General features: G+C 73.7%; 21 protein-coding genes and 3 pseudogenes. 11 read left to right on the top strand and 13 right to left on the bottom strand.

The annotated features are described in order from the left end of the window. Window positions 1-2: 2 nt before the first annotated feature. Both ACFVS9_RS26460 and ACFVS9_RS26455 read right to left on the bottom strand, forming a co-directional pair. The gene (locus ACFVS9_RS26460; protein WP_389936061.1) at window positions 3-686 is read right to left on the bottom strand and encodes a PhzF family phenazine biosynthesis protein; all 684 of its coding nucleotides are present in this window, start codon (window positions 684-686) and stop codon (window positions 3-5) included. 92 nt (window positions 687-778) lie between these two features. Beyond that, a pseudogene (locus tag ACFVS9_RS26455) lies at window positions 779-1,516 on the bottom strand (HtaA domain-containing protein); the annotation flags it as partial. Between ACFVS9_RS26455 and ACFVS9_RS26450 the strand changes: the two are divergent. Beyond that, window positions 1,434-1,682, top strand: a pseudogene (locus ACFVS9_RS26450) (hypothetical protein); the annotation flags it as partial. The pseudogenes ACFVS9_RS26455 and ACFVS9_RS26450 overlap by 83 nt on opposite strands. Here ACFVS9_RS26450 and ACFVS9_RS26445 read toward each other — a convergent pair. Beyond that, a pseudogene (locus ACFVS9_RS26445) lies at window positions 1,634-2,221 on the bottom strand (HtaA domain-containing protein); the annotation flags it as partial. The pseudogenes ACFVS9_RS26450 and ACFVS9_RS26445 overlap by 49 nt on opposite strands. Window positions 2,222-2,386: 165 nt before the next feature. Next, a complete protein-coding gene (locus ACFVS9_RS26440; RefSeq protein ID WP_389936058.1) occupies window positions 2,387-3,784 on the bottom strand; it encodes an HtaA domain-containing protein in 1,398 nt (465 codons plus the stop codon). Between the two features lie 111 nt (window positions 3,785-3,895). On the opposite strand from ACFVS9_RS26440, the gene ACFVS9_RS26435 reads away from it, so the two are divergent. The 7 genes from ACFVS9_RS26435 to ACFVS9_RS26405 all read left to right on the top strand — a co-directional run bounded on the left by ACFVS9_RS26435 (window position 3,896) and on the right by ACFVS9_RS26405 (window position 11,384). Further along, a complete protein-coding gene (locus tag ACFVS9_RS26435; protein WP_389936055.1) occupies window positions 3,896-4,957 on the top strand; it encodes a hemin ABC transporter substrate-binding protein in 1,062 nt (353 codons plus the stop codon). Next, window positions 4,954-6,036, top strand: coding sequence for a FecCD family ABC transporter permease (locus ACFVS9_RS26430; RefSeq protein WP_383117961.1), 1,083 nt, complete (start codon window positions 4,954-4,956; stop codon window positions 6,034-6,036). The genes ACFVS9_RS26435 and ACFVS9_RS26430 overlap by 4 nt, the downstream gene beginning before the upstream one ends. Further along, the gene (locus ACFVS9_RS26425) at window positions 6,033-6,872 is read left to right on the top strand and encodes a heme ABC transporter ATP-binding protein (RefSeq protein WP_389936052.1); all 840 of its coding nucleotides are present in this window, start codon (window positions 6,033-6,035) and stop codon (window positions 6,870-6,872) included. The genes ACFVS9_RS26430 and ACFVS9_RS26425 overlap by 4 nt, the downstream gene beginning before the upstream one ends. Window positions 6,873-7,058: 186 nt before the next feature. Further along, window positions 7,059-8,195: an iron uptake system protein EfeO gene (gene efeO / locus ACFVS9_RS26420; RefSeq protein WP_389936049.1), complete on the top strand. Its 1,137-nt coding sequence runs from the start codon at window positions 7,059-7,061 to the stop codon at window positions 8,193-8,195. 14 nt (window positions 8,196-8,209) lie between these two features. Continuing rightward, window positions 8,210-9,466, top strand: a complete 1,257-nt coding sequence (efeB, locus tag ACFVS9_RS26415) for an iron uptake transporter deferrochelatase/peroxidase subunit (protein WP_383117958.1) — start codon at window positions 8,210-8,212, stop codon at window positions 9,464-9,466. Window positions 9,467-9,547: 81 nt separating this feature from the next. After that, on the top strand, window positions 9,548-10,483 hold the full coding sequence (gene efeU / locus ACFVS9_RS26410) for an iron uptake transporter permease EfeU (protein ID WP_389936046.1): 936 nt from the start codon (window positions 9,548-9,550) through the stop codon (window positions 10,481-10,483). After that, window positions 10,395-11,384, top strand: coding sequence for a hypothetical protein (locus ACFVS9_RS26405; RefSeq protein WP_383117956.1), 990 nt, complete (start codon window positions 10,395-10,397; stop codon window positions 11,382-11,384). The genes efeU and ACFVS9_RS26405 overlap by 89 nt, the downstream gene beginning before the upstream one ends. A 61-nt stretch (window positions 11,385-11,445) precedes the next feature. Here ACFVS9_RS26405 and ACFVS9_RS26400 read toward each other — a convergent pair whose 3' ends face one another. Both ACFVS9_RS26400 and ACFVS9_RS26395 read right to left on the bottom strand, forming a co-directional pair. Then, the gene (locus ACFVS9_RS26400) at window positions 11,446-12,189 is read right to left on the bottom strand and encodes a bifunctional DNA primase/polymerase (RefSeq protein WP_383117955.1); all 744 of its coding nucleotides are present in this window, start codon (window positions 12,187-12,189) and stop codon (window positions 11,446-11,448) included. 142 nt (window positions 12,190-12,331) lie between these two features. Then, window positions 12,332-12,952, bottom strand: coding sequence for a TetR/AcrR family transcriptional regulator (locus ACFVS9_RS26395; RefSeq protein WP_383117954.1), 621 nt, complete (start codon window positions 12,950-12,952; stop codon window positions 12,332-12,334). 123 nt (window positions 12,953-13,075) lie between these two features. Between ACFVS9_RS26395 and ddaH the strand changes: the two genes are divergently transcribed. Continuing rightward, the gene (gene ddaH, locus ACFVS9_RS26390; RefSeq protein WP_383117953.1) at window positions 13,076-13,963 is read left to right on the top strand and encodes a dimethylargininase; all 888 of its coding nucleotides are present in this window, start codon (window positions 13,076-13,078) and stop codon (window positions 13,961-13,963) included. Window positions 13,964-13,973: 10 nt separating this feature from the next. Here ddaH and ACFVS9_RS26385 read toward each other — a convergent pair whose 3' ends face one another. After that, entirely contained in the window at window positions 13,974-14,969 is a 996-nt protein-coding gene (locus ACFVS9_RS26385) for a small ribosomal subunit Rsm22 family protein (RefSeq protein ID WP_389936041.1), read from the bottom strand. Window positions 14,970-15,134: 165 nt separating this feature from the next. Between ACFVS9_RS26385 and ACFVS9_RS26380 the strand changes: the two genes are divergently transcribed. Beyond that, the gene (locus ACFVS9_RS26380; RefSeq protein WP_383117951.1) at window positions 15,135-16,451 is read left to right on the top strand and encodes a hypothetical protein; all 1,317 of its coding nucleotides are present in this window, start codon (window positions 15,135-15,137) and stop codon (window positions 16,449-16,451) included. Between the two features lie 36 nt (window positions 16,452-16,487). Here the strand turns inward: ACFVS9_RS26380 and ACFVS9_RS26375 are convergent, their stop codons facing one another. Further along, complete coding sequence (locus ACFVS9_RS26375; protein ID WP_389936038.1) at window positions 16,488-17,879, bottom strand: Bcr/CflA family multidrug efflux MFS transporter; 1,392 nt, start codon at window positions 17,877-17,879, stop codon at window positions 16,488-16,490. Between the two features lie 85 nt (window positions 17,880-17,964). Here ACFVS9_RS26375 and ACFVS9_RS26370 point away from each other — a divergent pair, with 85 nt between their 5' ends. Further along, complete coding sequence (locus tag ACFVS9_RS26370; RefSeq protein WP_383117949.1) at window positions 17,965-18,972, top strand: Gfo/Idh/MocA family protein; 1,008 nt, start codon at window positions 17,965-17,967, stop codon at window positions 18,970-18,972. 38 nt (window positions 18,973-19,010) lie between these two features. On the opposite strand, the gene ACFVS9_RS26365 is transcribed toward ACFVS9_RS26370, so the two are convergent. The 5 genes from ACFVS9_RS26365 to ACFVS9_RS26345 form a co-directional block, all read right to left on the bottom strand. Beyond that, window positions 19,011-20,132, bottom strand: coding sequence for a peptidase C39 family protein (locus ACFVS9_RS26365; protein ID WP_383117948.1), 1,122 nt, complete (start codon window positions 20,130-20,132; stop codon window positions 19,011-19,013). 71 nt (window positions 20,133-20,203) lie between these two features. Then, window positions 20,204-22,306: an iron ABC transporter permease gene (locus tag ACFVS9_RS26360; RefSeq protein ID WP_389936035.1), complete on the bottom strand. Its 2,103-nt coding sequence runs from the start codon at window positions 22,304-22,306 to the stop codon at window positions 20,204-20,206. Window positions 22,307-22,320: 14 nt separating this feature from the next. Further along, window positions 22,321-23,385, bottom strand: coding sequence for an iron-siderophore ABC transporter substrate-binding protein (locus ACFVS9_RS26355; RefSeq protein ID WP_383117946.1), 1,065 nt, complete (start codon window positions 23,383-23,385; stop codon window positions 22,321-22,323). A 59-nt stretch (window positions 23,386-23,444) separates the two neighbouring features. Beyond that, a complete protein-coding gene (locus ACFVS9_RS26350) occupies window positions 23,445-24,308 on the bottom strand; it encodes an ABC transporter ATP-binding protein (protein WP_383117945.1) in 864 nt (287 codons plus the stop codon). 163 nt (window positions 24,309-24,471) lie between these two features. Further along, entirely contained in the window at window positions 24,472-25,347 is an 876-nt protein-coding gene (locus ACFVS9_RS26345) for a helix-turn-helix domain-containing protein (protein WP_389936031.1), read from the bottom strand. Window positions 25,348-25,570: the final 223 nt, after the last annotated feature.

The following is a 25,570-nucleotide window of genomic DNA, read 5'->3' as shown; positions in this document are numbered from 1 at the left end:
GGTCACGACGTGACCACCAGAAGGACGCGGCCCCCTACCTCCGTCGTGCCGTCCGGCGCGGGCGCGGCGAGGATCTGGGAGCCGCGTCCTTGTCTGATGTTGAGGGCCCGGCCCAGCTCGGCGCTGAGCAGCACGGCCGCCGACCCCGTCGCCTCGTCCTCCCCTGAGCCGCCGCCGGGCCCGTCGGGGCGCCGCGGGAAGGACCGCGCCCGTACGCGGCCCGCGGCCTCGTCCTCCCAGGCCCAGACGTAGAGCGGCCCCTCACCGGGCGGCGGCCCCGTCAGCGCCTCGACCTCCGCGGCCGACGCGTACCGCTCCAGCCTCCTGGGCGGCCCCCACTCCGGGCGGGCCTCGATCCAGGTGAACTCCCCGTCCTGGCGGGCCGTCACCTCCCCGACGGGCGGTTCGAGCACCTCCAGGTCGAGGAGCCACGCGGCGCCGACGAGCGGGTGCCCGGCGAACGGCAGCCGCTCTCCGGGCGTACGGATGTCGACCGCGCCGCGCTCCGGGTCGTCGACGAACACCGTCCGGCCGAAGCCGAGTCCGCGTGCGAGCGCCTGCCGTGACGCGTCGTCGGGGTGCCCGCGCCCGTCGCGTACGACGCCGAGCGGGTTGCCGTGGCGGCCGGCCGGGCCGCAGAACACGCGCAGTACGTCGATGCCGTCGGGTACGTCGTAGTCGTTCACACGCGCATTCAAGCACCGTGCGCGGCACCCGTACGCCGTCGGCCGCACCGGCACGGGTGCCGGTGCGGCCGTCGGGGCCCGGGGGACGGGGATCAGGCGGTGCGGCGGCGGCGCGCGGCGATCACCACGCCGGCGCCCGCGGCGACGACGACACCGGAGGCGGCGATCAGCGCGCCCGCCGGGATGTCCGCGCCGGTGGAGGCGAGGGAGCTGGAGCCGCCCACGGTGCCGCCGCCACCGACCGTGCCGCCGGCCGGGGAACCGCCGTCGCCCGAGCCGCCCGTCCCGGCGCTGCCGCCCGAACCGCCGGTGCCGCCCGGGAGTTCGGCGTCCTCGTCGAGGGCCACGGAGACGGTCAGGGCGTCGAGCTGGGTGCCCTTGGCGTACATGCCCCCGAACGCCTCGGTGCCGCCGGCGGTCAGCGTGGCGGGAACGCCGGAGAGCGTCACCACACCGTTCTTCGCGGCGAGTCCGCCGCCGGGGAGCTTCAGGTCGGCGACGGCGAGACCGGTGCGGGTGGTGACCTTCTTCGTCTCGCGGTCCTTGCTGGAGACGTCGGCGACCAGGGTGCCGGTGCCGCCCTTCACCTGGATCCTCAGCGCGCTGAGGGAGAGGTCCAGGGTGTAGGCGCCGTCCTCCTTGTGGCCCAGGAAGCGCACCGCGCCGTCGAACCGGGCGTCCAGCGTCTGCTCGTCGGCGTCGAAGCCGCCCGTCGCGTCGGGGAAGCGGTAGCCGGCGCCCGAGGCGGTGGCGCCGCCGGTCGTCTCGATCCTGCCGTTCGCTATCGGGCCGGTGACGTACGAGCGGAAGGACTCCTTGACGCCCCAGTCCAGCGTGCCGTCGACGATCTCGCCCCGCTCGGCCGCCGGGGCGGTGGCCGACGCGGACGGGGCCGGGGTGGTGGGCCCGTCCGTGGGAGCGGTCGTGGGCTGCCCGGTGGGCTCCTGGCTCGGCTCCTTCGTCGGCTCCCCGGTGGGCTCCTTCGTCGGTTCCTCCGTGGGCTCCTGGGTCGGCTCCTTCGTCGGTTCCCCGGTCGGGGGCGTCGTGACCGCCTTGACCGACAGGGTGGCCGGGTCGAGGGCCGCGCCCTCCGCGTACATGCCGTTGAAGGCGGCCGAGCCCGCCTTCGTCAGCTTCGAGGGGATGTCCTTGAAGACCATCGCGCCGCCCTCGCCCTGGCCGGGCCGGACCGCCGAGAGGTCGAGCTCGGCGAGCGCGACGTCGTCCTGGGTGCCCTCCGGGGTCTTCAGGTCGGCGGTGACGGCGCCGGTCGTACCGCTGGTCGAGACCTTCACGTCGGAGATGGTGATGTCGAGGACACCGCCGTGGGCGTTGAAGTTGACGCTGCCGTCGAAGGCGGTGTCGGTCCCGTGGGTGGTGGTGTCGTACGTGCCCTTGCCGTTGCCGAAGGTGAAGATCCCGTTGCCGGCGGCCTGCGTGGCGCCGTCCTTGACGGTGATCGTGCCGGCACCGCCGATGTATCTGCGGAAGGACTCCTTGAAGCCCCAGTCGAGCGTGCCGTCCGTCAGTTCCATGACGGAGGCGGGCGCGGCGGCCGGGGCCGCGTTGCCCGCCGCGAGGGCGGGGAGGGCGAAGGCCGTGCCGAGGACGGCCGCGGTGGCGACGGCCGAGGCGAGGACGATGGGGCGGCGCGTGGCTGCCATGACAGTGACTCCTGGGTAAGTGGTGGGAGAGGTGGGTCAGGTGTTCCGGGCCGCACGGCGGCGACGGGCCGCGTACAGCACGGCGGCGACGGCCGCGGTCAGCACGGCCCCGCCCCCGACGGCGAGAGAGGTACGGGAGCCGGACTCCGCCGCCACCGGCTGGGCGGCGGGCGTGGCCGGCCCGGTCGCGGGAGCCGCGGACGGTTCCGCCTCGCTGCCCAGGTCGGGCAGCGCGGGCAGTTCGGCCTTGGCGTCGACGGCGACGGCGAGGGAGACCGGGTCCATTTCGGTGCCGGCCTTGTAGAGCGGGCCGAAGGCCTTGGCGCCCTCGGCGGTGAGGGTCGCCGGCGCCTCGGTGAGGACGGCGAGACCGTCCTCGGGAGCGAGGTCCCCGGCGGCGAAGGTGACGAGCGGGACGGCCCTGTCGGTGGAGGTGCCGCTGGTGACGTCGGCCAGCAGGGTCCCCCTGCCCGAGGCGACCCGGGCGGAGAACGCGGCGAGCCGCAGGTCCAGGCCGTCCGCGGCGGTGAAGCGGACGCTTCCCGCGAAGGAGGCGTCCAGCTCCTTCTTCCCGGGGTCGTACGTGCCCTCGCCCTTCGGGAAGCGGAAGACCGCACCGCCGTCCTGGGCTCCGTCGGCGAGGGTCCAGCGGCCCTTGCCGACGGAGCCGGTGACGTACTCGCGGAAGGTGCGGCGTACGCCCCAGTCCACGGCGGCGTCCTCGAAGCGGCCCGCGGTCTCCTTCTTCTTCGCGGCGGAGGGCGAGGGGGACGGGGACGCCGGGGGGGCGGACGTCTTCGCGGCGGCCGGCGCCTTCGTGTCGACGGAGAGGCTGACCGGGTCCAGCGGGGTCCCGGCCGCGTAGTAGCCGGCGAAGGCACTCGCGCCCTGGGAGGTGAGCGTCGCCGGGACGTTCCGCAGGGCGATGGGGGTGGATCCGCCCCGCATGTCGATCCCGGACAGACCGAGGGTGGCCAGCGGCACCTGCGCGGAGGTGGTGACGCGGCCGCTGCCCCGCTCCTTGCTGACCATGTCGGCGAAGAGGGTTCCGCCACCGCCGGAGATCCGGACCGTGGGCCTGCTGATGGTGAGGTCGAGTTCGTTGCCTCCGCCGGCCTGCCGGTGGCCCGTGAAGTGGATCCCGCCGGAGAACCCGGCCCGGAACGCGCCGCTCTCCGGGTCGTAGGAGCCGGTGGCGGAGTGGAAGCGGAACTGGCTTCCGCCGACCGTCGCGGCTCCGCCGGTCAGGCTCCAACTCCCCTGTGCGATGGGCCCGGTGACGTAGCTCTGGAACGAGGACTTGATGCCCCAGTCCAGTCGGCCGCCCTGCACCGCACGGCTCGCCGCCTGTGCGGCGGTGGCCGGGAGCAGCGCTCCGATCAGCACCGCGAGGAGCGCGACGGCGGGCACGCGGACGGACAGGGACGGCGGCATGGGAACCCCCCAGGGCTAGAAAGTGAGGTAAGGCTAACCTAATATCTCTTCCGTGTGTGTCGGAACCCCCTCCGCCACTTCAGTTCCGTGACAGCCCAGGACGGTGCACCCGTGCGTCTGCCCCAGTACTCCGCCGCGGCGGGCCGAGGAGCCGCCCGACGGCGCACCGGCCTGTTCGCGGCCCTGACCGCCATGGCCCTCGCGGCCGCACTGACCGGGTGCGGCACGGGAACACCCGCCGCGCACACGGCCTCGGGGGCGGGTGCCGCCGCGGACGCCGACGCGGTCGAGCCCCTGGCCGGTACGCCCGAGCCCCGACTGCCCGTCACCGTGCGTTCGGCGGACGGCGAGGACGTCACCGTCACCTCGGCGGACCGGATCGTCCCGCTCACCGGATCGCTCAGCGAGATCGTGTTCACCCTCGGGTTCGGCGGACAGGTCGTGGCCCGCGACATCACCGCCACCTTCGAACAGGCCGAGAAGCTGCCGGTGGTGACGCGTGCTCATGACGTCTCGGCCGAGAGCGTGCTGTCCCTGCGGCCGACGGTCGTCCTCGCGGACACCACGACGGGCCCCGCCGAGGCCATCGACCAGATCCGTGACGCGGGGATCGCCCTCGTCGTCGTCGAACCGGCCCGGGAACTCGCCGACGTGGGACGCCGGATCGGTACCGTGGCGGCGGCCCTGGGCGTGACGTCGGCTGGCGACGAGCTCCAGGCGCGCACCGAGTCGCGCATCGCCGCCGTGCGGAAGACGATTCCCACCCGTGGTGAGGGCGACGCGCCACGGGTCGCCTTCCTCTACCTGCGCGGGTCGGCCTCCGTCTATCTGCTGGGCGGCCGGGAGTCGGGCGCGAGCTCCCTGCTCGAAGCGGCCGGCGCGGTCGACGCGGGCAAGGCCTCCGGGCTGAAGAAGGACTTCACCGCCATCACCAGCGAGGCACTGGCCGAGGCGGCACCGGACGCGATCCTCGTCATGACCAAGGGGCTCGAATCCGTGGGCGGCGTCGACGGCCTGGTCAAGATCCCCGGCGTCGGGGAGACACCCGCCGGGATGGACCGCCGGATCGTCTCCGTCGACGACGGCGTCCTGCTGAACTACGGCCCGCGCACCGACCGCGTGCTGGCCGAACTGGTGGAGCAGCTCTACCCGGACGCCGGGACGGGCCGGTGACCGCCACCTCGTACGACGGGCCCGCCACGAAGGCCCCGAAGGCTCCCGCCCGGCGCGGCAGGACCTTCGTGCTCACCGTCTCGCTCGCCGTCGCGCTGCTCGTGGGCTGCCTGCTCTCCGCCGGCCTCGGCGCGTACCACATCCCGATCGGCGACGTCCTCTCGTCCGTCCAGCACCGGGCCGGCCTCGGCGGGCAGGCGCTGGACCGGGTCGGCGAGAGCGTCCTGTGGAACGTACGGCTGCCGAGGGTGGTCCTCGCGCTGCTCGTCGGGTCCTCGCTCGGCTGCGCGGGCGCCTTGATGCAGGGGGTGTTCGGCAATCCGCTGGCCGAGCCCGGTGTCATCGGGATCTCCTCGGGCGCCGCCGTCGGCGCGGTCGCCTCGATCGCGCTCGGGCTGTCCTTCCTCGGCAACTGGACGATCACCGTCTGCGCCTTCGCCTCCGGTCTCGCCACGGTCCTGCTGGTGTACGTGCTCTCCCGTTCCGGAGGCCGGACCGAGGTCGTGACGCTGATCCTCACCGGTATCGCCGTGAACGCCTTCGCGGGCGCCCTGATCGGCCTGTTCATCTTCTTCGCCGACAACGCCCAGATCACCCAGATCACGTTCTGGCAGCTCGGTTCGCTGTCCCAGGCGACCTGGCCGAAGGTGCTCGCCGTGCTCCCGTGCGCGGTGCTGGGACTCCTCATCGCCCCGTTCCACGCCAGGAAGCTGGACCTGCTCGCGCTCGGCGAGCGGCCCGCCCGGCATCTGGGCGTCGATGTCGAGCGGCTGCGGATCACGCTCGTCCTCGTGGTGGCGCTGCTGACCGCCGCGGCGGTCGCCGTCGCCGGGATCATCTCCTTCGTGGGACTGCTCGTGCCGCATCTGCTGCGGATGGCGAACGGCCCCGGGCACCGCTTCCTGGTGCCCGGCAGCGCGCTCGGCGGTGCGCTCGTGCTGGTCGCGGGCGACCTCGCGGCACGCACCGTCGCCGATCCCGCCGAGCTCCCGCTCGGCGTGCTGACCGCTCTCCTCGGCAGCCCGTTCTTCTTCTGGCTGCTGCGCAGGACCCGTCGTAGGCAAGGTGGTTGGGCATGAACCCGTTCAAGGCACTGCTGGCTCCCCGGGTGCGGGAGCTGCCCTCCCCCGTCCCCGTCGGCTCCGCCGCGGCCGAGGTGGCCGGGGTGGGCGTACGGCTGGGCGGACGGCAGGTCCTCGGCCCGGTGGACCTGACCGTGCGGGCGGGCGAGGTGCTGGCACTCGTCGGGCCGAACGGGGCGGGGAAGTCGACGCTGCTGGCGGTGCTGGCCGCGGACCTGCCGGTGGACAGCGGTGAGGTGCGCATCGACGGCCGGGCCGCCACCGGCCGGCCGGCCGCCGAACTGGCCCTGCGCCGGGCCGTTCTGCCGCAGTCCGCCGCGCTCGCCTTCCCCTTCCCGGTCGAGGAGGTCGTGCGGATGGGGCGGGCGCCCTGGGCGGGGACGGCGTACGAGGACGAGGACGACGCCGTGGTCGCCGCCGCGATGGCCGCGACGGAGGTCACCGGGTTCGCCGCGCGCCCGTTCTCCCGGCTGTCGGGCGGCGAGCGCGCCCGGGTCGCCCTGGCCCGGGTGCTGGCGCAGCGCGCCCCGCTGCTGCTGCTGGACGAGCCGACGGCCGCGCTGGACCTGCGCCACCAGGAACTGGTGCTGCGGATCTGCCGCGAGCGGGCCGCGGCCGGGGACGCGGTGGTCGTGGTGCTGCACGACCTGGGCCTCGCGGCGGCGTACGCGGACCGGGCCGTGGTGCTGCACGGCGGCCGGGTCGCGGCGGCCGGGCCGCCCGGCGAGGTGTTCACGGACGCGCTCCTCGGCGAGGTGTACCAGCAGCCCGTCGAGGTCTTCCCGCACCCCCGGACCGGGGTGCCGCTCGTCGTACCGAAAAGGCTTGCTTGACCCGCGTTTGACCATCCTGTGGGTTTCCCATGAGGGCGCCGTGACCGGCCCGTTTCCGGTCCCGTCCGGTGAGACCTGAATCACAGCGGGGGCGGGTGGCGGCCAGGTAAGGCTCGGTTAAGTTAGGCACGCCTCACCCAGTGTTCGTCCGCACCGTCCCCGCTCTTTCACCCTCGTGGAGCCCGCATGCGAGCCGTTCGTTCCTCCGTCGTCACCGCTGTCGCAGCGGTGGCCGCACTGACCGCCGTCACGGGCTGCGCCGAGAAGAGCGACGGCAAGGGCTCCGGCGCCGTCGAGGTCGTCGCCAAGGACGACGCCTGCGAGGTGTCGTCGAAGAAGGTCCCGGCCGGGCACCTCGAACTCGCCGTGGAGAACAAGGGATCCAAGGTCACCGAGGTCTACGTCCTCTTCCCCGACGACCGGATCGTCACCGAGCGCGAGAACATCGGGCCGGGCACCCGGGCGAAGATCACGGCCGAGATCAAGGCCGGTACGTACGAGATCGCCTGCAAGCCCGGCATGAAGGGCAAGGGCATCCGGCAGACGCTCGAGGTCACCGGCGGGAGCGCCGCCGCGCGCAGCCCCGAGATGGACCGGGCCGTCGCCGGCTACCGCACCTACGTGCAGGCGCAGGCCGACGAGACGCTGCCCAGGGTGAAGGTCTTCACGGACGCCGTCGCCGCGGGAGACGTCGAGGCGGCGAAGAAGGCGTACGCGCCCTCCCGGATCGGCTGGGAGCGCACCGAGCCGGTCGCCGAGTCCTTCGGCGACATCGACCCGAAGGTCGACGTCCGCGAGGACGGCCTGGAGGACGGGCAGAAGTGGACCGGCTGGCACCGCCTGGAGAAGGCGCTGTGGCAGGACGGGAAGCTGGGCGCCGAGGAGAAGGCGCTCGCCGCCACGCTCCGCACGGACCTGGTGGACTGGCAGAAGCGGGTCGGCCGGGCCGACATCACCCCGACCTCGATGGCCAACGGCGCCAAGGAACTCCTCGACGAGGTCGCCACCGGCAAGGTCACGGGTGAGGAGGAGCGCTACAGCCACACCGACCTCGTCGACTTCAAGGCGAACGTCGAGGGCGCGGAGCACTCCTACGCACTCCTGAAGCCGATCGCGTCGGGGAACGACGCCGCGCTGACCGCCTCCCTGGACGAGCGGTTCGCGGCGCTGGACGCCCTGCTCGACAAGTACCGCGCGGACAAGGCCTCCTACGACTTCACCTCGTACGACACGGTGGGCGAGGCGGACCGCAAGGAGCTCTCCGACGCGGTCAACGCGCTGGCGGAGCCGCTGTCCCGGCTGGCCGCCGCGGTCACGAAGTAGCCGGGGGCACGGTCATGACGGAATCCGGGACCCGGGACGGGGGCGCCGCCCCCTCGCGCCGCGCGCTGCTCGGCTGGGGCGGTGCGGGGCTCGCGCTCGGCGCCGCGGCGGCCGGCGGCGCGGTCGCCGCGGTGCGCTCCGGCGACGGGGCGGACCCGGCCGCGGACAGCGGTGCCGCCGTGCCCTTCCACGGGGCGCACCAGGCGGGGATCGCCACCGCCGTCCAGGACAGACTGCACTTCGCCGCGTTCGACGTGACGACGAAGGACCGGGCCGCGCTGGCCGCCCTCCTGGAGGAGTGGACCCGGGCCGCCGAGCGGATGACGGCCGGCCGGACCGTGGGCGAGGGGGCGTACGGAGGGGCCGAGGAGGCCCCGCCGGACGACACGGGCGAGGCGCTGGGCCTGCGGCCCTCCCGGCTGACGCTCACGCTCGGCTTCGGCCCGTCCCTGTTCGCGCGGGACCGCTTCGGCCTGGAGGACCGGCGGCCCGGAGCCCTGGTGGACCTGCCGAAGTTCCCCGGCGACAACCTGGACGCCGCCCGCAGCGGCGGGGACCTGTGCGTCCAGGCCTGCGCGGACGACCCGCAGGTCGCCGTGCACGCCATCCGGAACCTCGCCAGGATCGGGATGGGGCGCGCCGCCGTCCGCTGGTCGCAGCTCGGGTTCGGCAAGACGTCCTCGACGACGCCCGGTTCGCAGACCCCGCGCAACATGATGGGGTTCAAGGACGGCACCCGGAACATCTCGGGCACGGACGAGGCCGCACTGGAGAAGCACGTGTGGGCGGGCCGGTCGGACGGCTCCGCGTGGATGGCCGGGGGTTCGTACCTGGTGGCCCGGCGCATCCGCATGCACATCGAGACCTGGGACCGGGCTCCGCTGCGCGAGCAGGAGGACATCTTCGGCCGTGACAAGGGCGAGGGCGCGCCGGTGGGCAAGGCCGGGGAGCGCGACGAGCCGTTCCTGAAGGCGATGCTGCCGACCGCGCACGTGCGGCTGGCGCACCCCGACAGCAACGGCGGGGCGGCGATGCTGCGCAGGGGCTACTCCTTCACCGACGGTACGGACGGACTGGGCCGGCTCGACGCGGGGCTGTTCTTCCTGGCGTACCAGCGGGACGTGCGCACGGGGTTCATCCCGGTGCAGCGCCGGCTCGCGGCCTCGGACGCGCTCAACGCGTACATCCAGCACGTGGGTTCGGCCGTCTTCGCCGTACCGCCCGGCGTCCGTGACACGGACGACCGGTGGGGCCGCGCGCTGTTCTCCTGAGCCCGGCACGGCTCTCCCGACCGGTCGCGGCTCCCCCGGCCCGGCTGTTGTTCCCCTGACCCTCCCCGTGGAAGGACCGGCATGTTCGGCAACTATCTGATCGGCCTGCGCGAGGGGCTGGAGGCCGGCCTGGTCGTCTGCATCCTCGTCGCCTACCTGGTCAAGACCGGCCGCCGCGACGCGCTGCGCCCGGTGGCGGTCGGCATCGCCATCGCCTGCACCCTCTCGCTGGCCTTCGGCGCCGCGCTCGAATTCGGTTCCCAGGAGCTGACGTTCGAGGCGCAGGAGATGCTCGGCGGGTCGCTGTCGATCATCGCCGTGGGTCTCGTGACCTGGATGGTGTTCTGGATGCGGCGTACCGCGCGGCACCTGAGGAAGGAGCTGCACGGAAGGCTGGACTCGGCGCTCGCGATGGGCACCGGCGCCCTGGTGGCCACCGCCTTCCTGGCGGTCGGCCGTGAGGGCCTGGAGACCGCCCTGTTCGTGTGGGCGTCGGTGCGGGCCAGCGGTGAGGGGTCCTCGTCGCCGCTGATCGGGGTGCTGCTGGGCATCGCGACGGCGATCCTGCTGAGCTGGCTGTTCTACCGGGGTGCGCTGAGGATCAACCTGTCGAGGTTCTTCACCTGGACCGGCGGCATGCTCGTGGTGGTGGCGGCGGGCGTGCTGGCCTACGGGGTGCACGACCTCCAGGAGGCCCGCTTCCTGGGGGGCCTGGCGGACAAGGCGTTCGACGTCACGGCCGCGGTCCCGCCGGACAGCTGGTACGGCACCCTGCTCAAGGGCGTCTTCAACTTCCAGGCCGACCCGACGGTCCTTCAGGTCACGGTGTGGGCGCTGTATCTCATCCCCACGCTCGCGCTGTTCCTCGCCCCGGTAGGGTTCAGGCGGTCAGTGCGGACGACGGATCAGAAGGCGCAGAAGGCAACGGATGACAAGGCTGGGTCGACTGGCGGCGGGTCTCGCGACGACGACGGTACTGGTCGTGACGGCGAGCGGCTGCGTGACGGTACACGGTGAACTGGAAGTCGTGCCGGGCGCGACGGAGTCCGAGGCCGCCCAGGCCCTGAAGGACTTCACCGTCGCCTACAACAAGGCGGACAAGGCGTACGATCCGGCGCTCGACGAGGACCGGGTGACCGGATCACTCGGCGCGATCAACCAGGCGGGCCTGGCCGCGCGGCGCAAGACCAGTCCGGGGGGCAACCCGCGGCACCAGCCGCTGGAGCTGACCGACGCCTCCTACGCCATCCCCAAAAAGGCGGGCTGGCCGCGCTGGTTCCTCGCCGACACCGACTCCAACCGCGACAAGGACGGCGGGAAGCAGGACACCCGCTGGCTGCTCGCGTTCGTCCGCACCGGACCGGAGGCGCCGTGGAAGGTGTCCTACCTGGCGGTGGTCTCCCCGTCCGAGATCCCCGAGTTCCGCAAGGACGCCGACGGCTGGGCGCGGCCCGTGCCCTCCGAGGACACGGACGCCACGCTGGCCACCCCTCCGGTGGAGCTGAGCAGCGCCTACACGAACTACCTCGGCGAAGGCACACCCGACGTGTTCGCCCCCGGCTCGATGACCTCGGGCTGGCGGGACGCGCGGAAGAACACCCGCAGGGCGGGCTTCTCCTACCAGTACGTCGACCAGGCGCTGGATTCCGGGACGTTCGCACCGCTGGGCCTGGCGACCGAGGACGGCGGGGCGCTGGTCTTCTTCAGCAGCAAGCACTTCGAACGCCAGACGGCGGCGCAGGGACTGCGGCCGACGGTCACGGCGGACGTGCAGGCGCTGCTGACGGGCGAGGTGAAGAGCACCCTGACCAAGGAGCGGGTCTCCAGCCAGCTCGTCCACATACCGAAGAAGGGCACGGACGGCAAGGTGCGCGTACTGAACCGGCTGCCCGGCCTGGTCGCGGCGCAGGGCTCCTGACCGCACGGGGCGGCGCCCGCGAGGGGGGCGCCCGCCCGGCGGTCCCCGGGCCGGGGACCGCTCAGCGGCTGAGGGGCCAGGCCACCGAGTCGTGGTCGAGGTCGCTCTCGTCGGCCGTGTCCGCGTACTGCGCGCAGGCGTCGGTGAGCGTCTCCAGCAGGGTCAGCGGGTCGGGCAGCGGGTTCTCCGGTCCGCGGATCCAGTGGACGTCCAGCTCACCGGGGAGGCGGGCCGGCGGGAGGAGGACGTAGCTCCCCCGGCAGTGCCAGCGGAGCCCGGGATGTTCGTCCATGGTCTCCGGATGGCAGTCCAGCTCGCACGGCCACCACTCGTCCTCGTCGTCGGGGGTGCCGCGGGTGGCGGTGAAGAACAGCATGCGGTCGGTGCCGGACCGGGCCACCGGGCCGACGTCGACGCCCGCCTCGACGAGCCGCTCCAGGGCGGCGTGCCCGGCGCTCACGGGGACGTCCAGGACGTCGTGGACGATGCCGGTCGCGGTGATGAAGTTGGCCAGCGGCTGGCCGTCCGCCCAGCGCTCGATCTGCGCGCGGTCCGTCGTGGACTGGGTCTGCCAGGCGAACGAGACGGGGTGCCGCGCGGGGGTGGGGCATCCGATGCGTTCGCACGAACATCGGTATCCGATCGGGTACGCGGCCGGTGACACCGGCATTCCTGCCTCGGCGACGGCCAGGAGCAGCGCCAGCCGCGCCGCGTCGTCGGCCTCCGGCTGCGGTTTGGGCCGCCTGCGCAGCCACTGGGAAATCCTGCCCTCTGTGCCGCGGTAGCGGCCGGAATCGGCGCCCATCTATCCCCTCACCTCAGCGGTTGTCCCTCCATGGTCGCACCATCCTGCGCCTCCGGTGGCCGGAGTTCCCGAGCGGGGTGCCCGGAAGGTCACACGGAGGCCGTCACACCCGTACGGAATGTCACGGAATGCACCGGCGGGTTCACGGCCGGACGGAGAGCCCGCGCAGGGCGTGGTCGACGACGGCGTCCGCGTACGCGTGGGTGAGCGGCAGCGTCCTCAGCAGCCAGCGGTGGGTCAGCGGGCCGATCAGGAGCTCCAGCGCGAGGCGCGGATCGACGTCCGCGCGCACCTCGCCGGCCTCCTGGGCGGAGCGCAGGCGTGTGACGTACGCCCGGAGGTTGGGTTCGAGCAGATTTTCGACGAATTGGGCGCCGAGCACCGGATCGATGACACCCTCGGCGGTGAGGGCCCGGGTGGGCGCCTCGGTGGCGGGGTCGTTCAGTTCGTCGACCGTGGCCCGCAGGACCTGCTTGAGGTCGGCCGCCAGGTCGCCGGTGTCCGGGATCCCCTGCCCGTCGCCTCCTCCGGCCTCCGCCGCCTGCCGGGCGCCCCTGTCGAGGAACGCCTCCATGAGCACGGCCGCCTTCGACGGCCACCAGCGGTAGATCGTCTGCTTGCCGACCCCGGCGCGGGCGGCGATACCCTCGATCGTCGTCCTCGTGTAGCCCACCTCGCCCACGAGGGCGAGCGCGGCTTCGTGGATCGCGCGGCGGGAGCGGTCGCTGCGGCGGCTGGCGTCAGGGGCCTTCTGCGGTGGCATCGGGTCAGCCTAGAGGTTCACGGTCCGGTACGTATCGTCTTGCCGGGCCGCCTCACCCCTCCGGCCCGGCCCCGTGTGAACCACCCGAACGGATCACAGCGCGACGGCCCGGCTCGGCGCACCATGAACTCACGCACACACCCGTGCGCATCCCACCGTTCCGCGGCCCAGGCCGCCGTTCGCGAGGAGCCTGCATTGACCCGTGACGCCACCCCTCGTCGCTACCTGATGTGCGCCCCGGCCCACTTCGAGGTCACGTACTCCATCAACCCGTGGATGGACCCGTCGAAACCCGTGGACCTGCCCCTGGCCACCACCCAGTGGGAGGACCTGCGCGACCGCTACCGGGCCCTCGGCCACACCGTGGAGCTGCTCACCCCCCGCCCCGACCTGCCCGACATGGTGTTCGCCGCCAACGGGGCCACCGTCGTCGACGGCCGGGTGCTCGGCGCCCTGTTCGCCTACCGCGAGCGGTACGCCGAGGCGGAGGCCCACCGGGAGTGGTTCCGCGCCAACGGCTTCACCGAGATCCACGAGCCCGCCCATGTCAACGAGGGCGAGGGCGATTTCGCGGTGACCTCCTCGTACCTGCTCGCCGGGCGGGGCTTCCGGTCCAGTCCGCTCTCCCACGACGAGGCCCAGGAGTTCTTCGGGCGCCCGGTGATCGGCCTCGACCTGGTGGACCCGCGCTACTACCACCTGGACACGGCGCTCTGCGTCCTGGACGACGCGGCCGACGAGATCATGTACTACCCCGGGGCCTTCTCGCCGGGCAGCCGGTCCGTGCTGGCCCGGCTCTTCCCGGACGCGCTGCTGGCCGAGGAGGCGGACGCGGCCTCGCTGGGCCTCAACGCCGTCAGCGACGGGCGCCACGTGCTGCTCCCGCAGGCCGCGGTGGGACTCCTCGGCCCGCTGCGGGACCGGGGGTTCGAGCCGGTCCCGATGGATCTGGGCGAACTGCTCAAGGGCGGCGGCAGCGTGAAGTGCTGCACCCAGGAGCTGCGGGCCTGATCCGGGCGGCCTACGCCTCCCCCGGGGGCGGCCAGGCGTCGCCCCACGCGGTGTCCCGGGCGGCACGGTAGAGCGCGCCGTGCCGCTTGGTGACCGTGGCGCGGCTCAGCCCCTCCTCCTTCGTGCACAGCTCCAGCAGCACCTGCCCCTTGCGGATCTGCGGCTTGCGGATGACGCGGGCGGCGGCCGGGCCGGTGGGGAACCTGGTCGCCACGACGTAGCTGAACTTCTCGTCCTCGTGGCTGAGCGAGCCGCCCTTGACCTGGCGGTGCAGGGACGAGCGGCTGACCCGTGCCGAGAAGTGGCACCAGTCGGTGCCGCGCTCGATCGGGCAGACGTCGTCGTGCGGACAGGGTGCCGCGACACCGAACCCGGCGGCGATCAGCCGGTCCCGGGCCTCGATCACGCGGTCGTAGCCGTCCGGGGTGCCGGGCTCGACGACCACCACGGCCTGCGCCGCCGACGCCGCCGCGTCCACGACGACCGCCCGGTTCGCGGCCGTGAGCTCCTTCAGCACGTACGACACGGTCACCAGGTCGGCGGGGCCCGGGGCCGGTGACGTGCCGATCCGAGCCCGTTCCCAGGTGGCGGTCCGCAGCCCGGGGACGCCGGAGGCCTCGGCGAGTTCACGGCCGAGCGCGAGGGCGGGCTCCGACCAGTCCAGGACCGTCGTCCGCGTACCGTCCCAGGCCCCGGCCACCGCCCAGCTCGCCGCGCCCGTACCGCCCCCGATGTCGGTGTGGGTGGCGGGCACCCAGTCCGGTGCGGCCTCGCGGAGCGCGCCGAGGCAGGAGCGTACGGCCTCGAACGTGGCGGGCATCCGGTACGCGGCGTAGGCGGCGACGTCCGAGCGGTCCCGCAGGACGGGGGCGTCGGTGGGGGTGGTGCCGCGGTAGCTGGCGATCAGCCGGTCGACGGCCTGCGCGGCCTGCTTCGGGGGCAGCCCGTCGAGCAGCGCGGCCAGCGCCGCACGCAGGGCTTCCGCGGTGGGGAGGGTGGCGTTCACCGCCGAATTGTAGGCGCAGCGGCCCCCTCCCCCGCAGCCCGGCGGTCCGGCACGGAACCGGAACACAACGGCTACGGAACCGAACTCCCTTTCCCCACAAGCCCGTTGCTACGCTGACCGACGCCGCATCGGCGATCGCTCAGGGCTTGGCTCACCGGGGGGACCATGAGACAGAGGATCGTGCGCCTGGCCCTGGTGGGCGGGGTGCTCCTCCTCGCCCTGCTGCTCCTGACGGCGAGCTGCGGGGGCGGTACGGACGGCACCACCGGGGACGGCGGCGGGGCGCGCGAGCCCGCCGGGAGCGGTGCCCGCCCCCTGACGCGGCTGGACGTCCCCGCGGAGTACACCACCGCGCGCGGCTGGGAGGTCGTGGACGCGGGGCCGGGCTTCGCCGTCTCGCACCCGACGGGCCGGCTGGCCTACCTGGTGAGGGCACCCGGCAACCGCTACCGGCTGCGGACCCTCGACACGGAGACCGGCCGGGCCGCCTGGAGCGGCGAGGCCTGGCGGCCGCCGGACCCGCTGCGCTTCCCGAAGCTGCTCGCCGTCGCCAAGGACGACCGGCGGTTCTTCGTGACCTGGTCGTTCGGGAGGATCGGTGACGGGCTCACGCCCTCGGAGTCCTTCATCTCCCTGGACGTCTACGACGTGGCGGACGGCGCCCGCCGGCGCGTGGAGGTGCCGTGGGACGGCGCGCCGGTCGTCACGGCCACCGGTCCCGGCATCCTGATCAGCGACGGCCGGGCGGAGAGCGCGGTCGTGGACCCGGTCAGCGGCGAGGTGTCGGCGACCGCCGCCTCCGCGGTGACGTATCCGAAGGGCTGCGGGGCCTGCGCCCGGCTCACCGAGGTACGCGGCCAGACGGCGAAGGGGCTGCTGCTGAGCGGGGCGCGCGAGTTCTGGGTGGCGGGCGGCTGGTTCAGCAGGAGGACCGCGCCGAAGGGCGCGGACCCGGCGACCGGTGTGCCGACCTCCGTGGCGCCGGGCCTGATCCTGGCGAAGTGGAAGCTCGCCGAGGGGGCGGAGCGGGCCGCCACCCACCAGCTGTGGACGGTCCACGACGCGGCGAGCGGGAAGCCGCTCGTCTCGGTGGAGTGCCACCGGCCGGCCGTGGAGCCGGGCCGCTACCCGCAGGCCGTCGTGTCCGCCTCGGGCGGCTACCTGGTCGCGGGGAACCTGGCCTTCGACCTCGGGGCGAGGAAGGGGTTCTGCTTCGAGGACGAGGACGGGGCGGCACGGCTGACCCTGGCGTCGGTGACGGACGACGGCAGCGCCTACGGCGCGACGACCGTGCGTGACGCGGACGAGGCCCTGAAGGAGGGCGGGGGCGGTCCGGTGAGGGTGGGCGTCACGTCCGGGGACGTCGAGGCACTCCCGCCGAACACCCGGCTGCCGGAGGTGGAGGCCTCCGGCGTCGGCGTCTTCCGCTGGACGGACAGCGAGGACCGCCCGCACCTGCTGGGCTATCCGCGGGTGGGCTGAGCCGGAGCCGGCCGGGGCGCGCCCGGCCGGCCGCGCTCACTTCGCGAGCGGCTCCCGCACGGACCCCGTGCTCCTCCAGGGCCGGCAGAGCACCAGGAAGGCCACTGCCGCGGACAGCGCGCAGACGACCTGCACCACGGCCATCGGCACGGCGGTCCGTTCACCGGCGATCCCGACCAGCGGCGAGGCGATGGCGCCGATCAGGAACTGGGACGTCCCCAGCAGCGCGGAGGCGGAGCCCGCCGCGTGCCTGGTGCGCATCAGGGCCTGGGTGTTGGTGTTGGGCATCGCCAGGCCCATCGCGGACATGAGCACGAACAGCCCCGCGGCGACCGGCAGCAGACCCACCTCGCCGAAGACCCCGGACGTCATCAGCAGCAGCGCGACGGCCGCGACGGAGATGACGGCGAGGCCGAAACCGAGCGCCTTGTCCAGGCTGACCCTGCCGACGAGCAGCTTGCCGTTGATCTGGCCGACGGCGATCAGCCCGATGGAGTTGATGCCGAACAGCAGGCTGAAGGTCTGGGGCGAGGCCCCGTAGATCTCCTGGACGACGAATGGGGACGCGCTGACGTAGGCGAAGAGCGCGGCGAAGGCGAGGCTGCCCGCGACCATGTAGCCGGTGAACACCCGGTCGGCCAGCAGTCCGCGCATGGTGCGCAGCGCGTCGCCGACACCGCCGGTGTGGCGCCCCTCCGGCGGCAGCGTCTCGTGGAGCCACTTCCAGACGACGAGGGTGAGCAGTACGCCGACGAGGGTCAGGACGACGAAGATGCCGCGCCAGTCGGTGAACTGGAGCACCTGGCCGCCGATCACGGGCGCGATGACGGGCGCGACCCCCGAGATCAGCATCAGCGTGGAGAAGAACCGGGCCATCTCGTCGCCGTCGTAGAGGTCGCGGACGACCGCCCGGGAGATCACGATGCCCGCGGCGCCCGCCAGGCCCTGCAGGAGGCGGAAGCCGATGAGGAGTTCCGCGGTGGGGGCGACGGCGCAGATCGCGGTGGCGATCACGTAGACGACCATGCCCAGGAGCAGCGGTGTGCGCCGGCCCCAGCGGTCGCTCATGGGGCCGACGACGAGCTGGCCGAGCGCCATGCCGGTGAGGCAGGCCGTCAGGGTGAGCTGGACCGTCGCGGCGGGTGAGTGCAGCGCGTCGGTGACCTCCGGGAGGGCCGGGAGGTACATGTCCATGGAGAGCGGCGGCAGGGCGGTGAGTCCGCCCAGCACCAGGGTGACCAGGAGCCCGGCGCGCCGGGCGGTGGTCGTGGAGGCGGCCGGGATGGCCGGCGCGGTGGTCAGGGAAACGGCCGGGGCACCCACTGCGGTGGGGGTGGCGGTGGCCGGGGCGGCCTGTGCGGCGCCCTCGTCTCTCGTCGGTATGTGCTCGTGCTCTTGCTGGGCCCGGCTCGCGCCGCTGTCCGGCATCCTCGTCTCCGCTTCGTTGAATCCACATCTATGCTCTCAGGTCAGTCGTAGTGGTCGATACCTTTTTGTGCGGGAGCGAGCGGGCATGAGTGGCACGGTGCGTTGGGGTGTACTGGCGACGGGTGGCATAGCCGCCACGTTCACGGGCGACCTGCTCGCGATGAAGGACTCGGGGGCGGAGGTCGTGGCGGTCGCCTCCCGGACGGAGTCCTCGGCGCGTGCGTTCGCCGAGCGGTTCGGGATCGGGCGGGCGTACGGCAGTTGGGCGGAGCTCGTCGCCGACGACACCGTCGACGTCGTCTACGTCGCCACCCCGCACTCGGCGCACCGGGAGGCGGCCGGGCTCGCCCTGGAGGCCGGCAAGCACGTGCTCTGCGAGAAGGCGTTCACGCTCAACGAGCGTGAGGCGCGGGAGCTGGTGGATCTGGCCCGGGAGCGCGGGCTGTTCCTGATGGAAGCCATGTGGACGTACTGCAATCCGCTGATCCGCCGGATGACCGAGCTGGTGCGCGACGGGGCGATCGGCGAGATCCGCACGGTGCAGGCCGACTTCGGCTTCGCCGGAACCTTCGGGGCGGAGCACCGGCTGCGCGACCCCGCACTGGGCGGCGGCGCGCTGCTGGACCTCGGCGTCTACCCGGTGTCGTTCGCGCAGCTGCTGCTGGGTGAGCCGGACCGGGTGCAGGCGGACGCGCTGCTCTCGCCGGAGGGCGTGGACCTGAACACGGGGATGCTGCTGGGCTGGGAGTCCGGTGCCACGGCGCTGCTGAGCTGCTCGATCGTCGGCGGCCTGCCGACGACCGCGTCCGTGACGGGCACGGCGGGGCGCATCGACTTCCCGCAGGGCTTCTTCCACCCGGAGCACTTCGTCCTGCACCGGGACGGCCGGGAGCCCGAGAAGGTCGTCACGGGCCCGGGTCCGCAGGGTCTTTCGGGCATGCAGTACGAGGCGGCCGAGGTGACGCGCGCGCTGCTGGCGGGGGAGAAGGAGTCCCCGCTGGTGCCGCTGGAGGGTTCGCTGGCCGTGATGCGGACGCTCGACGCGGTACGTGAGCGTATCGGCGTCCGCTACCCGGCGGACGACCCCGCCTGAGCGCGGGCCGCCCGGCCGCCCGCGCTCCCGCCGGTCCGTCAGCCGGCCGGACCGGCGCAGGAGGAACCGCCCTGCGGCGGGCGGCCGATGGTCACGGCGCCCCGGAAGCCCTCCTCCGGGAAGACCGACATGGTGTCGAGCGACGGATCGGGGACCGGCAGCAGATGGGCGTCGACCCAGGTGTCCCCGGTGGGCGCGTTGGCCCACGGGTCGTCGATCACCAGCGCGCCGGGGACGGCGCCGTGGCAGAGCACCCAGTGCGGTACGTCGAAGCCCTGCATCGCGGCGAGCGAGACGAGCAGCAGCACGTGCTCCCGCCGGCCGATCGCGCCGCGGATCCCGGCCAGGGGGAGGCGGCGCGGGTCGACGGGGACGCCGGCCCGCGCGGCTTCGGTACGTGAGGCCCGCTGGAGCAGGGCACGCCACTCCTGCTCGTTCTCCGGGTAGTGGCCGAGCAGGACGGGCCGGTCCGTGTCGAGGTGGACGGTGACGGGGCACGACGGCCACGCCCGCCGCACGGCGAGGCCCAGTCCGACGGGCTCGCACGCGGGGAAGTTGGTCGCCTCGCGCCACAGTGTCAGCTCCGCCCGGCGGTCGAACGCCTCCGCCTCCAGCGTCCCCGCGTGCGCCTGCGCGACCAGGGCGGTGACGGCGCCGCAGGTGAAGTGCGTGGTCTGCCCGTAGTACGGGGGCTCGGTCCCCGCGGCGTACGGGGGCTCGGCCCCCGCGCCGTCGTCGTACAGCCAGCGGACGTACCCCGTGTCGGGCCCCGCGGCGTGCTCCGCCGGTGTGAGCGGGGGCCGCAGCGGGGTGAAGCCCGCCGCGGCGGCGGCCTCCGGGTCCGCCGTCCACCCCTCCCACTTGACCTGTGCGAGCCCCTGGCCGCGTGCGTGGCCGACGACGGCCCGGACGGCCGCCGGCACATCGCCGACGGCGTCGACGATCTTCAGGTAGGCGGTGCCCGGGCGTGCCGTCACGAGCGCGGCGGCCGCGTACGCGTCGCCGTCACCGGGGACCGCCACGAGGCGGGGGGCGTGGGCGGAACGGTCGACCGTGTGCCAGCGCTCCGGCACCTCGTGGTGCCCGAGGGCGGCCGGCGGTGTACCGGGCTCGAACGGCACGACGACGCTCTTCACGGGCGTTTCCCGCTGGGACGGCATTCAGGCTCTCCTGACGGATCGGAGGGGGAGGGACGGTGCACCGCCCGCGGGCCGGCGGTGGCGTGGGGGTGTCACGCGCGGGACTGCCGGAGCACCCAGATGAAGTACGGGGCACCGACCAGGGCGACCATGAGGCCCGCCGGCACCTGGGCGGGCGCGACGACGGTCCGGCCGAGGGCGTCGGCCACGCAGACCAGCAGTCCGCCGAGCAGCATCGCGACCGGGATCGCCCGGCCGTGCCGGGCACCCACCAGGGACCGGGCGAGGTGCGGGGCGACGAGCCCCACGAAGCCGACGACACCGACGGCGAGCACGCTGAGCGCCGCGAGTACGGCGGCGACCGTCAGTGCGGCGAAGCGGGTGCGCACCGGCCTGACGCCGACGATGCGCGGGGTGTCCTCGTCGACGGCGAGCAGGTCGAGCCGGTTGCGCATGGCCAGCAGCAGCGGCAGGGCGATCACCAGGGCCACCGCGACCGGTACGACGTCGGACAGGGTGCGCCCGTAGGTCGTGCCGGAGAGGAAGGTGAAGATCCGCGGCGTGTTCCACGGGTCGGCGCGCAGCAGCAGGAAGGTGGTGAGGGAGCTGAGGCCGTACCCGCACCCGATGCCGATCAGGACGAACCGGTCGGGGAGGAAGCCGCCGCGCCAGGACAGCACGGCGATCAGCGCGAAGGTGGCGAGCCCCGTCGCGACGGCCGCGACGATGAGCAGCGGCCGTCCGCCGGACAGTCCCGAGGTGACGACGGCCGCCGCACCCAGCCCGGCGCCCGCCGTGATGCCGAGCACCCCGGGCTCCGCGAGCGGGTTGCGCACCGCGCTCTGCACGACGCACCCGGCCAGACCCAGCGCGGCGCCGGCCAGGACGGCGGCGACCACGCGGGGGAAGCGGTCGTCGAGCGCCTGCCCGATCAGGTCGGGGGCCGCGCCCTGGACCCAGAGCACGAGGTCTCCCGTGCGCAGCCAGAGGCTTCCCGCCAGGACCCCCACGACGGCGGCCACGGCCAGGAGCACCACCGCGCCGAGCACCACGAGGAGGAACGCGCGGCGCGACCGTGCGGCGACCCGTGCGGGCGGGGGCCGGCGGAGCCGGCCGGTGTCGCGCAGGCGCAGCGCGAGGACCACGATGACGACGGAGCCGAGCAGTGCGGTCGGCACTCCGGTCGGGATGGAGGCGGCCCCGTCCGCGCCCTGCACCGCGCGCAGCGTGGCGTCCGCGAGCAGGATGAGCAGCGCGCCGAGCAGCCCGGCCGCGGGCACCAGGAGGAGGTGACGGCCCAGCGACCGGACACGGCCCGCGATCAGACGGGCCAGCACGGGGGCTCCGAGGCCGACGAAGGCGATCGGGCCGGCGAGCGTCACGGCGGTGCCGGTCAGGAGCACCGCGCAGACCACGGCGGTCACACGGGTGCTGCGGATCGGTACGCCGACGGTGGCCGCGGCGTCGTCACCGAGGTTCATCACGTCGAGCCGCCGGGACAGCGCCAGGGCGACGCACAGCACCAGGGCGACGAGGGGGAAGGCCCGCACCGAGGCGTCGATGTTCAGCTGTGCCAGCGAACCGCTCCCCCAGGCGTACAGGCCGGTGGTGCTCGTCTGGAACAGGATGAGGAGCATCGCGGTCGCCGCGTCCAGGGCCATCGCCGTCGCCGATCCGGCGAGGATGAGACGGGTGCCGGTGGTGCCGGCGGCCCGGCCCGCGAGGAGCAGCACGAGGGCGGCCGCGGCCAGGCCGCCCACGACGGCGACGGCGCCCGACGCCCACAGCGGGACGGCGAGGCCGAAGGCCGCGACGAGCGAGAGCGTGAAGTACGCCCCGGAGGTGACCGCGAGGGTGTCGGGGGAGGCGAGCGTGTTGTGCGTGACGGACTGCAGCAGCGCGCCGGCCACGCCGAGGGCGAAGCCCACCGCCACGCCCGCGAAGAGGCGCGGCAGGCGCGAGCCGGTGAGGATCTCACCGACCGGCGCCCCGCCGGTGCTCTCCGGGGCTCCGGTGAGGTGGCGCACCAGGTCCCCGACCCCGACGCCGGAGGTCCCCTGGGTCAGGTGCCACATGCCGACCAGCGTCGTCGCGACGAGGAGGACGGCCAGGACGGCCACTCCGGCGAGGCCGCCGCCGCGCTCGGAGCGCGGCGGCGTCTCCCCCCGGAGTGCCGTCGTCCGGGGGGTGCTCACGTCGTGCGGTGTGCTCACTTCTTGTCGAGTACGTCGACGTAGGCGTCGATCGCCTGGGCGCAGGAACGCGGACCGCCGGCGCCCCACACCCGTGCCGGGAAGGCGTGCGCGCGGCCTTCCTTCACGGCCGGGATGGTCTTCCAGAGCGGGTTCTTCTCCAGCGCGGCGACGTAGCCCCCGGCCCCTTCGTCGTTGGCGTAGAAGAGGTTGGCGTCACCGACCGAGGCGAGTCCCTCGACGTCCGTCTGCGCGAGACCGTAGGAGGGGTCGACGCCCCCGTCACCGTGGGCCTTGTTGACGTCGTCGGTCCACGCGGACTTGAGGCCGAGCTCCTCGCCTATCTCGGTGAACAGGGCGCCCTTGCTGTACGGACGGACCGTGAGGTTGCCTCCCTGGAGCCACCCGTCGAAGAAGAGGAAGTTCTTCGTCGGCAGGTCGGCGTCGCTGACCTGCTTCTTCGCCGTCGCGAGGTGGTCGTCGAACTCCTTGAGCACCTGGTCGGCCCGCTCGGTGCGTCCCGTCGCCTCGCCGATCATGCTGAACACCTTGCGCATGTTGCCGATCGGGTCCTTCGGGTCGGCACCCCGGGTGGCCATCACGGGCACGCCCCGCTTCTCCAGCTTCGCGATGGTCTCGTCGCCGGCGTCGAACGCCTCCACGACGATGAGGTCGGGCTTCGCCGCGTAGAGGGTGTCCAGGTCGGGCTCCTCACGGGTGCCGATGTCGGTCACCCCGCCGGGCAGCTTCTCCGCGCTGACCCAGGTGCTGTACCCCTTCGCGTCGGACACCGCGGTGGGGGTCACGCACAGGGTCAGGGCGTCCTCGACCTGCTGCCACTCCAGGACCGCGATCCGTTCGGCGGGCTTGTCCAGCTTCACCTGCCGGCCCACCCCGTCCGTGAAGGAGACCGGCTTCGTCGAGGTGGTGGTGGTGTCCTCGGCACAGCTCGCCGAGGTGGCCGCGGCGGCGGTCTTGGCGCCGGACGCGGGCTTCTCGACGGTGGTCGTGCCGCAGGCCGTCGCGGCGAGGACGATGAGCCCTGTGGAGGCCGACGCCGCCAGGCGATGGGCACGGTTCATGACATTTCCTCTTTCGTGGGATGTGTTGAGGCAGGGAGTGGTGCGGCGGGTGGGCCGCTTCAGTGGGAGTGGCGCCCGATCGGGTCGATGCGGAGCCGGCCCGTGCGGGGGTCGGTGGTGACCTCGACCCGGATGTCGTAGACCTCGCCGATGTTCCGGGCGGTGAGGACGTCGGCGGGCGCTCCGGCCGCGTGGACGCGGCCGGAGCTCATCAGGACCAGCGTGTCGGCGACGCGGGACGCCTGGTCGAGGTCGTGCAGCACGACGCCGACGGCGATGCCGTGCTCGTCGACGAGATCGCGCACCAGGTCGAGCGTCTCGATCTGGTAGCGCAGGTCCAGGTGGTTGGTCGGTTCGTCCAGGAGCACGACGCCGGTGTCCTGGGCCAGGCAGGCCGCGAGCCAGACGCGCTGCATCTCCCCGCCGGAGAGCTCTCCGACCGGCCGGCCTGCCATGTCCCGTACGCCGGTGACGCCCATGGCGTGGTCGATGGCGCTCCGGTCCCCGGCCGTCAGCCCGGCGAAGCCGCGCCGGTAGGGGTGGCGCCCGAACGCCACGACCTCCGTGACCGTCAGGCCCTGGGGTGCGGGCCTGGACTGCGAGAACAGCGTCACCTCGCGGGCGAACTGCCGGGCGCTGAGCAGGGCCGCGTCACGCTCGGACGGCCCGTCGGGGGCGCCGAGCGTCACCCGGCCGCCGTCCACCCGGTGCAGCCGGGACAGTGCGCGCAGCAGCGTGGACTTCCCGCTGCCGTTCGGCCCCACCAGGGCGGTCGCCCGGCCGGGTTCCAGGGCCAGCGAGACACCGTGGACGACCGGCGTGCCGTTGTAGCGCAGCACCAGGTCGTGCCCGTTGAGGGCGGCCACCGGAGCGGCGGGGACGGCCGCGGGGCGGTCGGCGCGCCGGGAGGGGCTTGTGAACATCGAGGGGTCCGGACGGTCGGAGGGGCAGGGCCGCGGCACCCTCCGTCCGGCTTTCACCGGCCGGGCAGCGGAGTCTCCCGCGCAGGGAGAACTCCCTGCGCGGCAAGCAAACTAAGGGTTGCCTAACTCCGAGAAGAGTATGTTCCGTTTACGTTGTCGGCAATCAGGAGTTTTGGACAGGCAATACGGGATTCCGGACATTCCCGGACGTGGTGTCGGCCACGTCGAAGAACGCGCCCGGCGTGGTGCCCATGACCCTCCGGAAGGAGGCGATGAAGGTGCTGGGCTGCGCGTAGCCGAGCACCTCGGAGACGGTCGTCACATCGAGGCCCTCGGCGAGGAGTGTCAGCGCCCGGTGCACGCGCAGCACCTGCCGCCACTGCGCGAAGGACAGCCCGGTCGCGTGGCGGAACGCGCGGGTGACCGTACGGTCGCTGATCCCCAGGTGCCGCGCCCACTCCTCCAGCGAGCGGTTGTCGGCCGGGTCGTCCAGCAGGGCTTCCGCGATCGCGTCGATGCGGGCGTCGCCGGGCAGTTGCAGCGCGAACAGGTGGTCCACCGGCTGGAGCACGTCGAACACGACGGACTCCGCCCGCGCCCTGGCCGCCGCGTCGAGGTCCGTGCGGGACAGGTGCGACAGCAGAGAGTCCAGCAGCGGCGTCATCACGATCGCCCTCGGCTCCCCGAAGGCGAACGGCGCGCGGTCGGGGGCGAAGAAGGCCTCGTGGAACCTCGCGCCCGCGGTCGCCCGGCCCCCGTGCACCACTCCGGCGGGCATCCACAGCCCGTGCCCCTCGGACACGGTGAAGACGCGGTCCTCCACCCGGGACGTCAGCGTGCCCCCGCGCACCCAGACGAGCTCGTGCAGGGCGTGGGCGTGCGGCACCCACTCGGTGGGGACGCGGGGTATCCGCAGCCCGGCGGTGATGGCGTACGGCGCTGTCTCCTGCTCCGGGGACGGCGCGACCCTGCGCACCTCGGTACCGGCCTCGCGGCGCCACATACCGGGGCTCACATCGCTGAGGGACGGCCGGACCATGCGGACGAGTCTATCCGGGGGGCGCGCCGGCGCCGGAGGCCCCTGACCGGCGCCGGACCGGTGGGAGCGCGCGGTACGGGTCCCCGGCCGCCGCGGAGATCCGGCGGCGGGGGCCGCGCGGGGCGGGCCGCCGGGGAGGTTCCGGAGGCCCCTGAGCTCCGCCGGGGCTCCGGCAGCGGAGGCCCCGCGGGGCGGCCGCGCGAACCGGCGCCGGGGCGGGCTC

It is taken from the genome of Streptomyces sp. NPDC058008, from assembly GCF_042886395.1.
Taxonomy (GTDB): Bacteria; Actinomycetota; Actinomycetes; order Streptomycetales; family Streptomycetaceae; genus Streptomyces.
The sequence above is the reverse complement of the archived record's forward strand: the minus strand, read 5'-3'. Positions and strand labels throughout refer to the sequence as shown.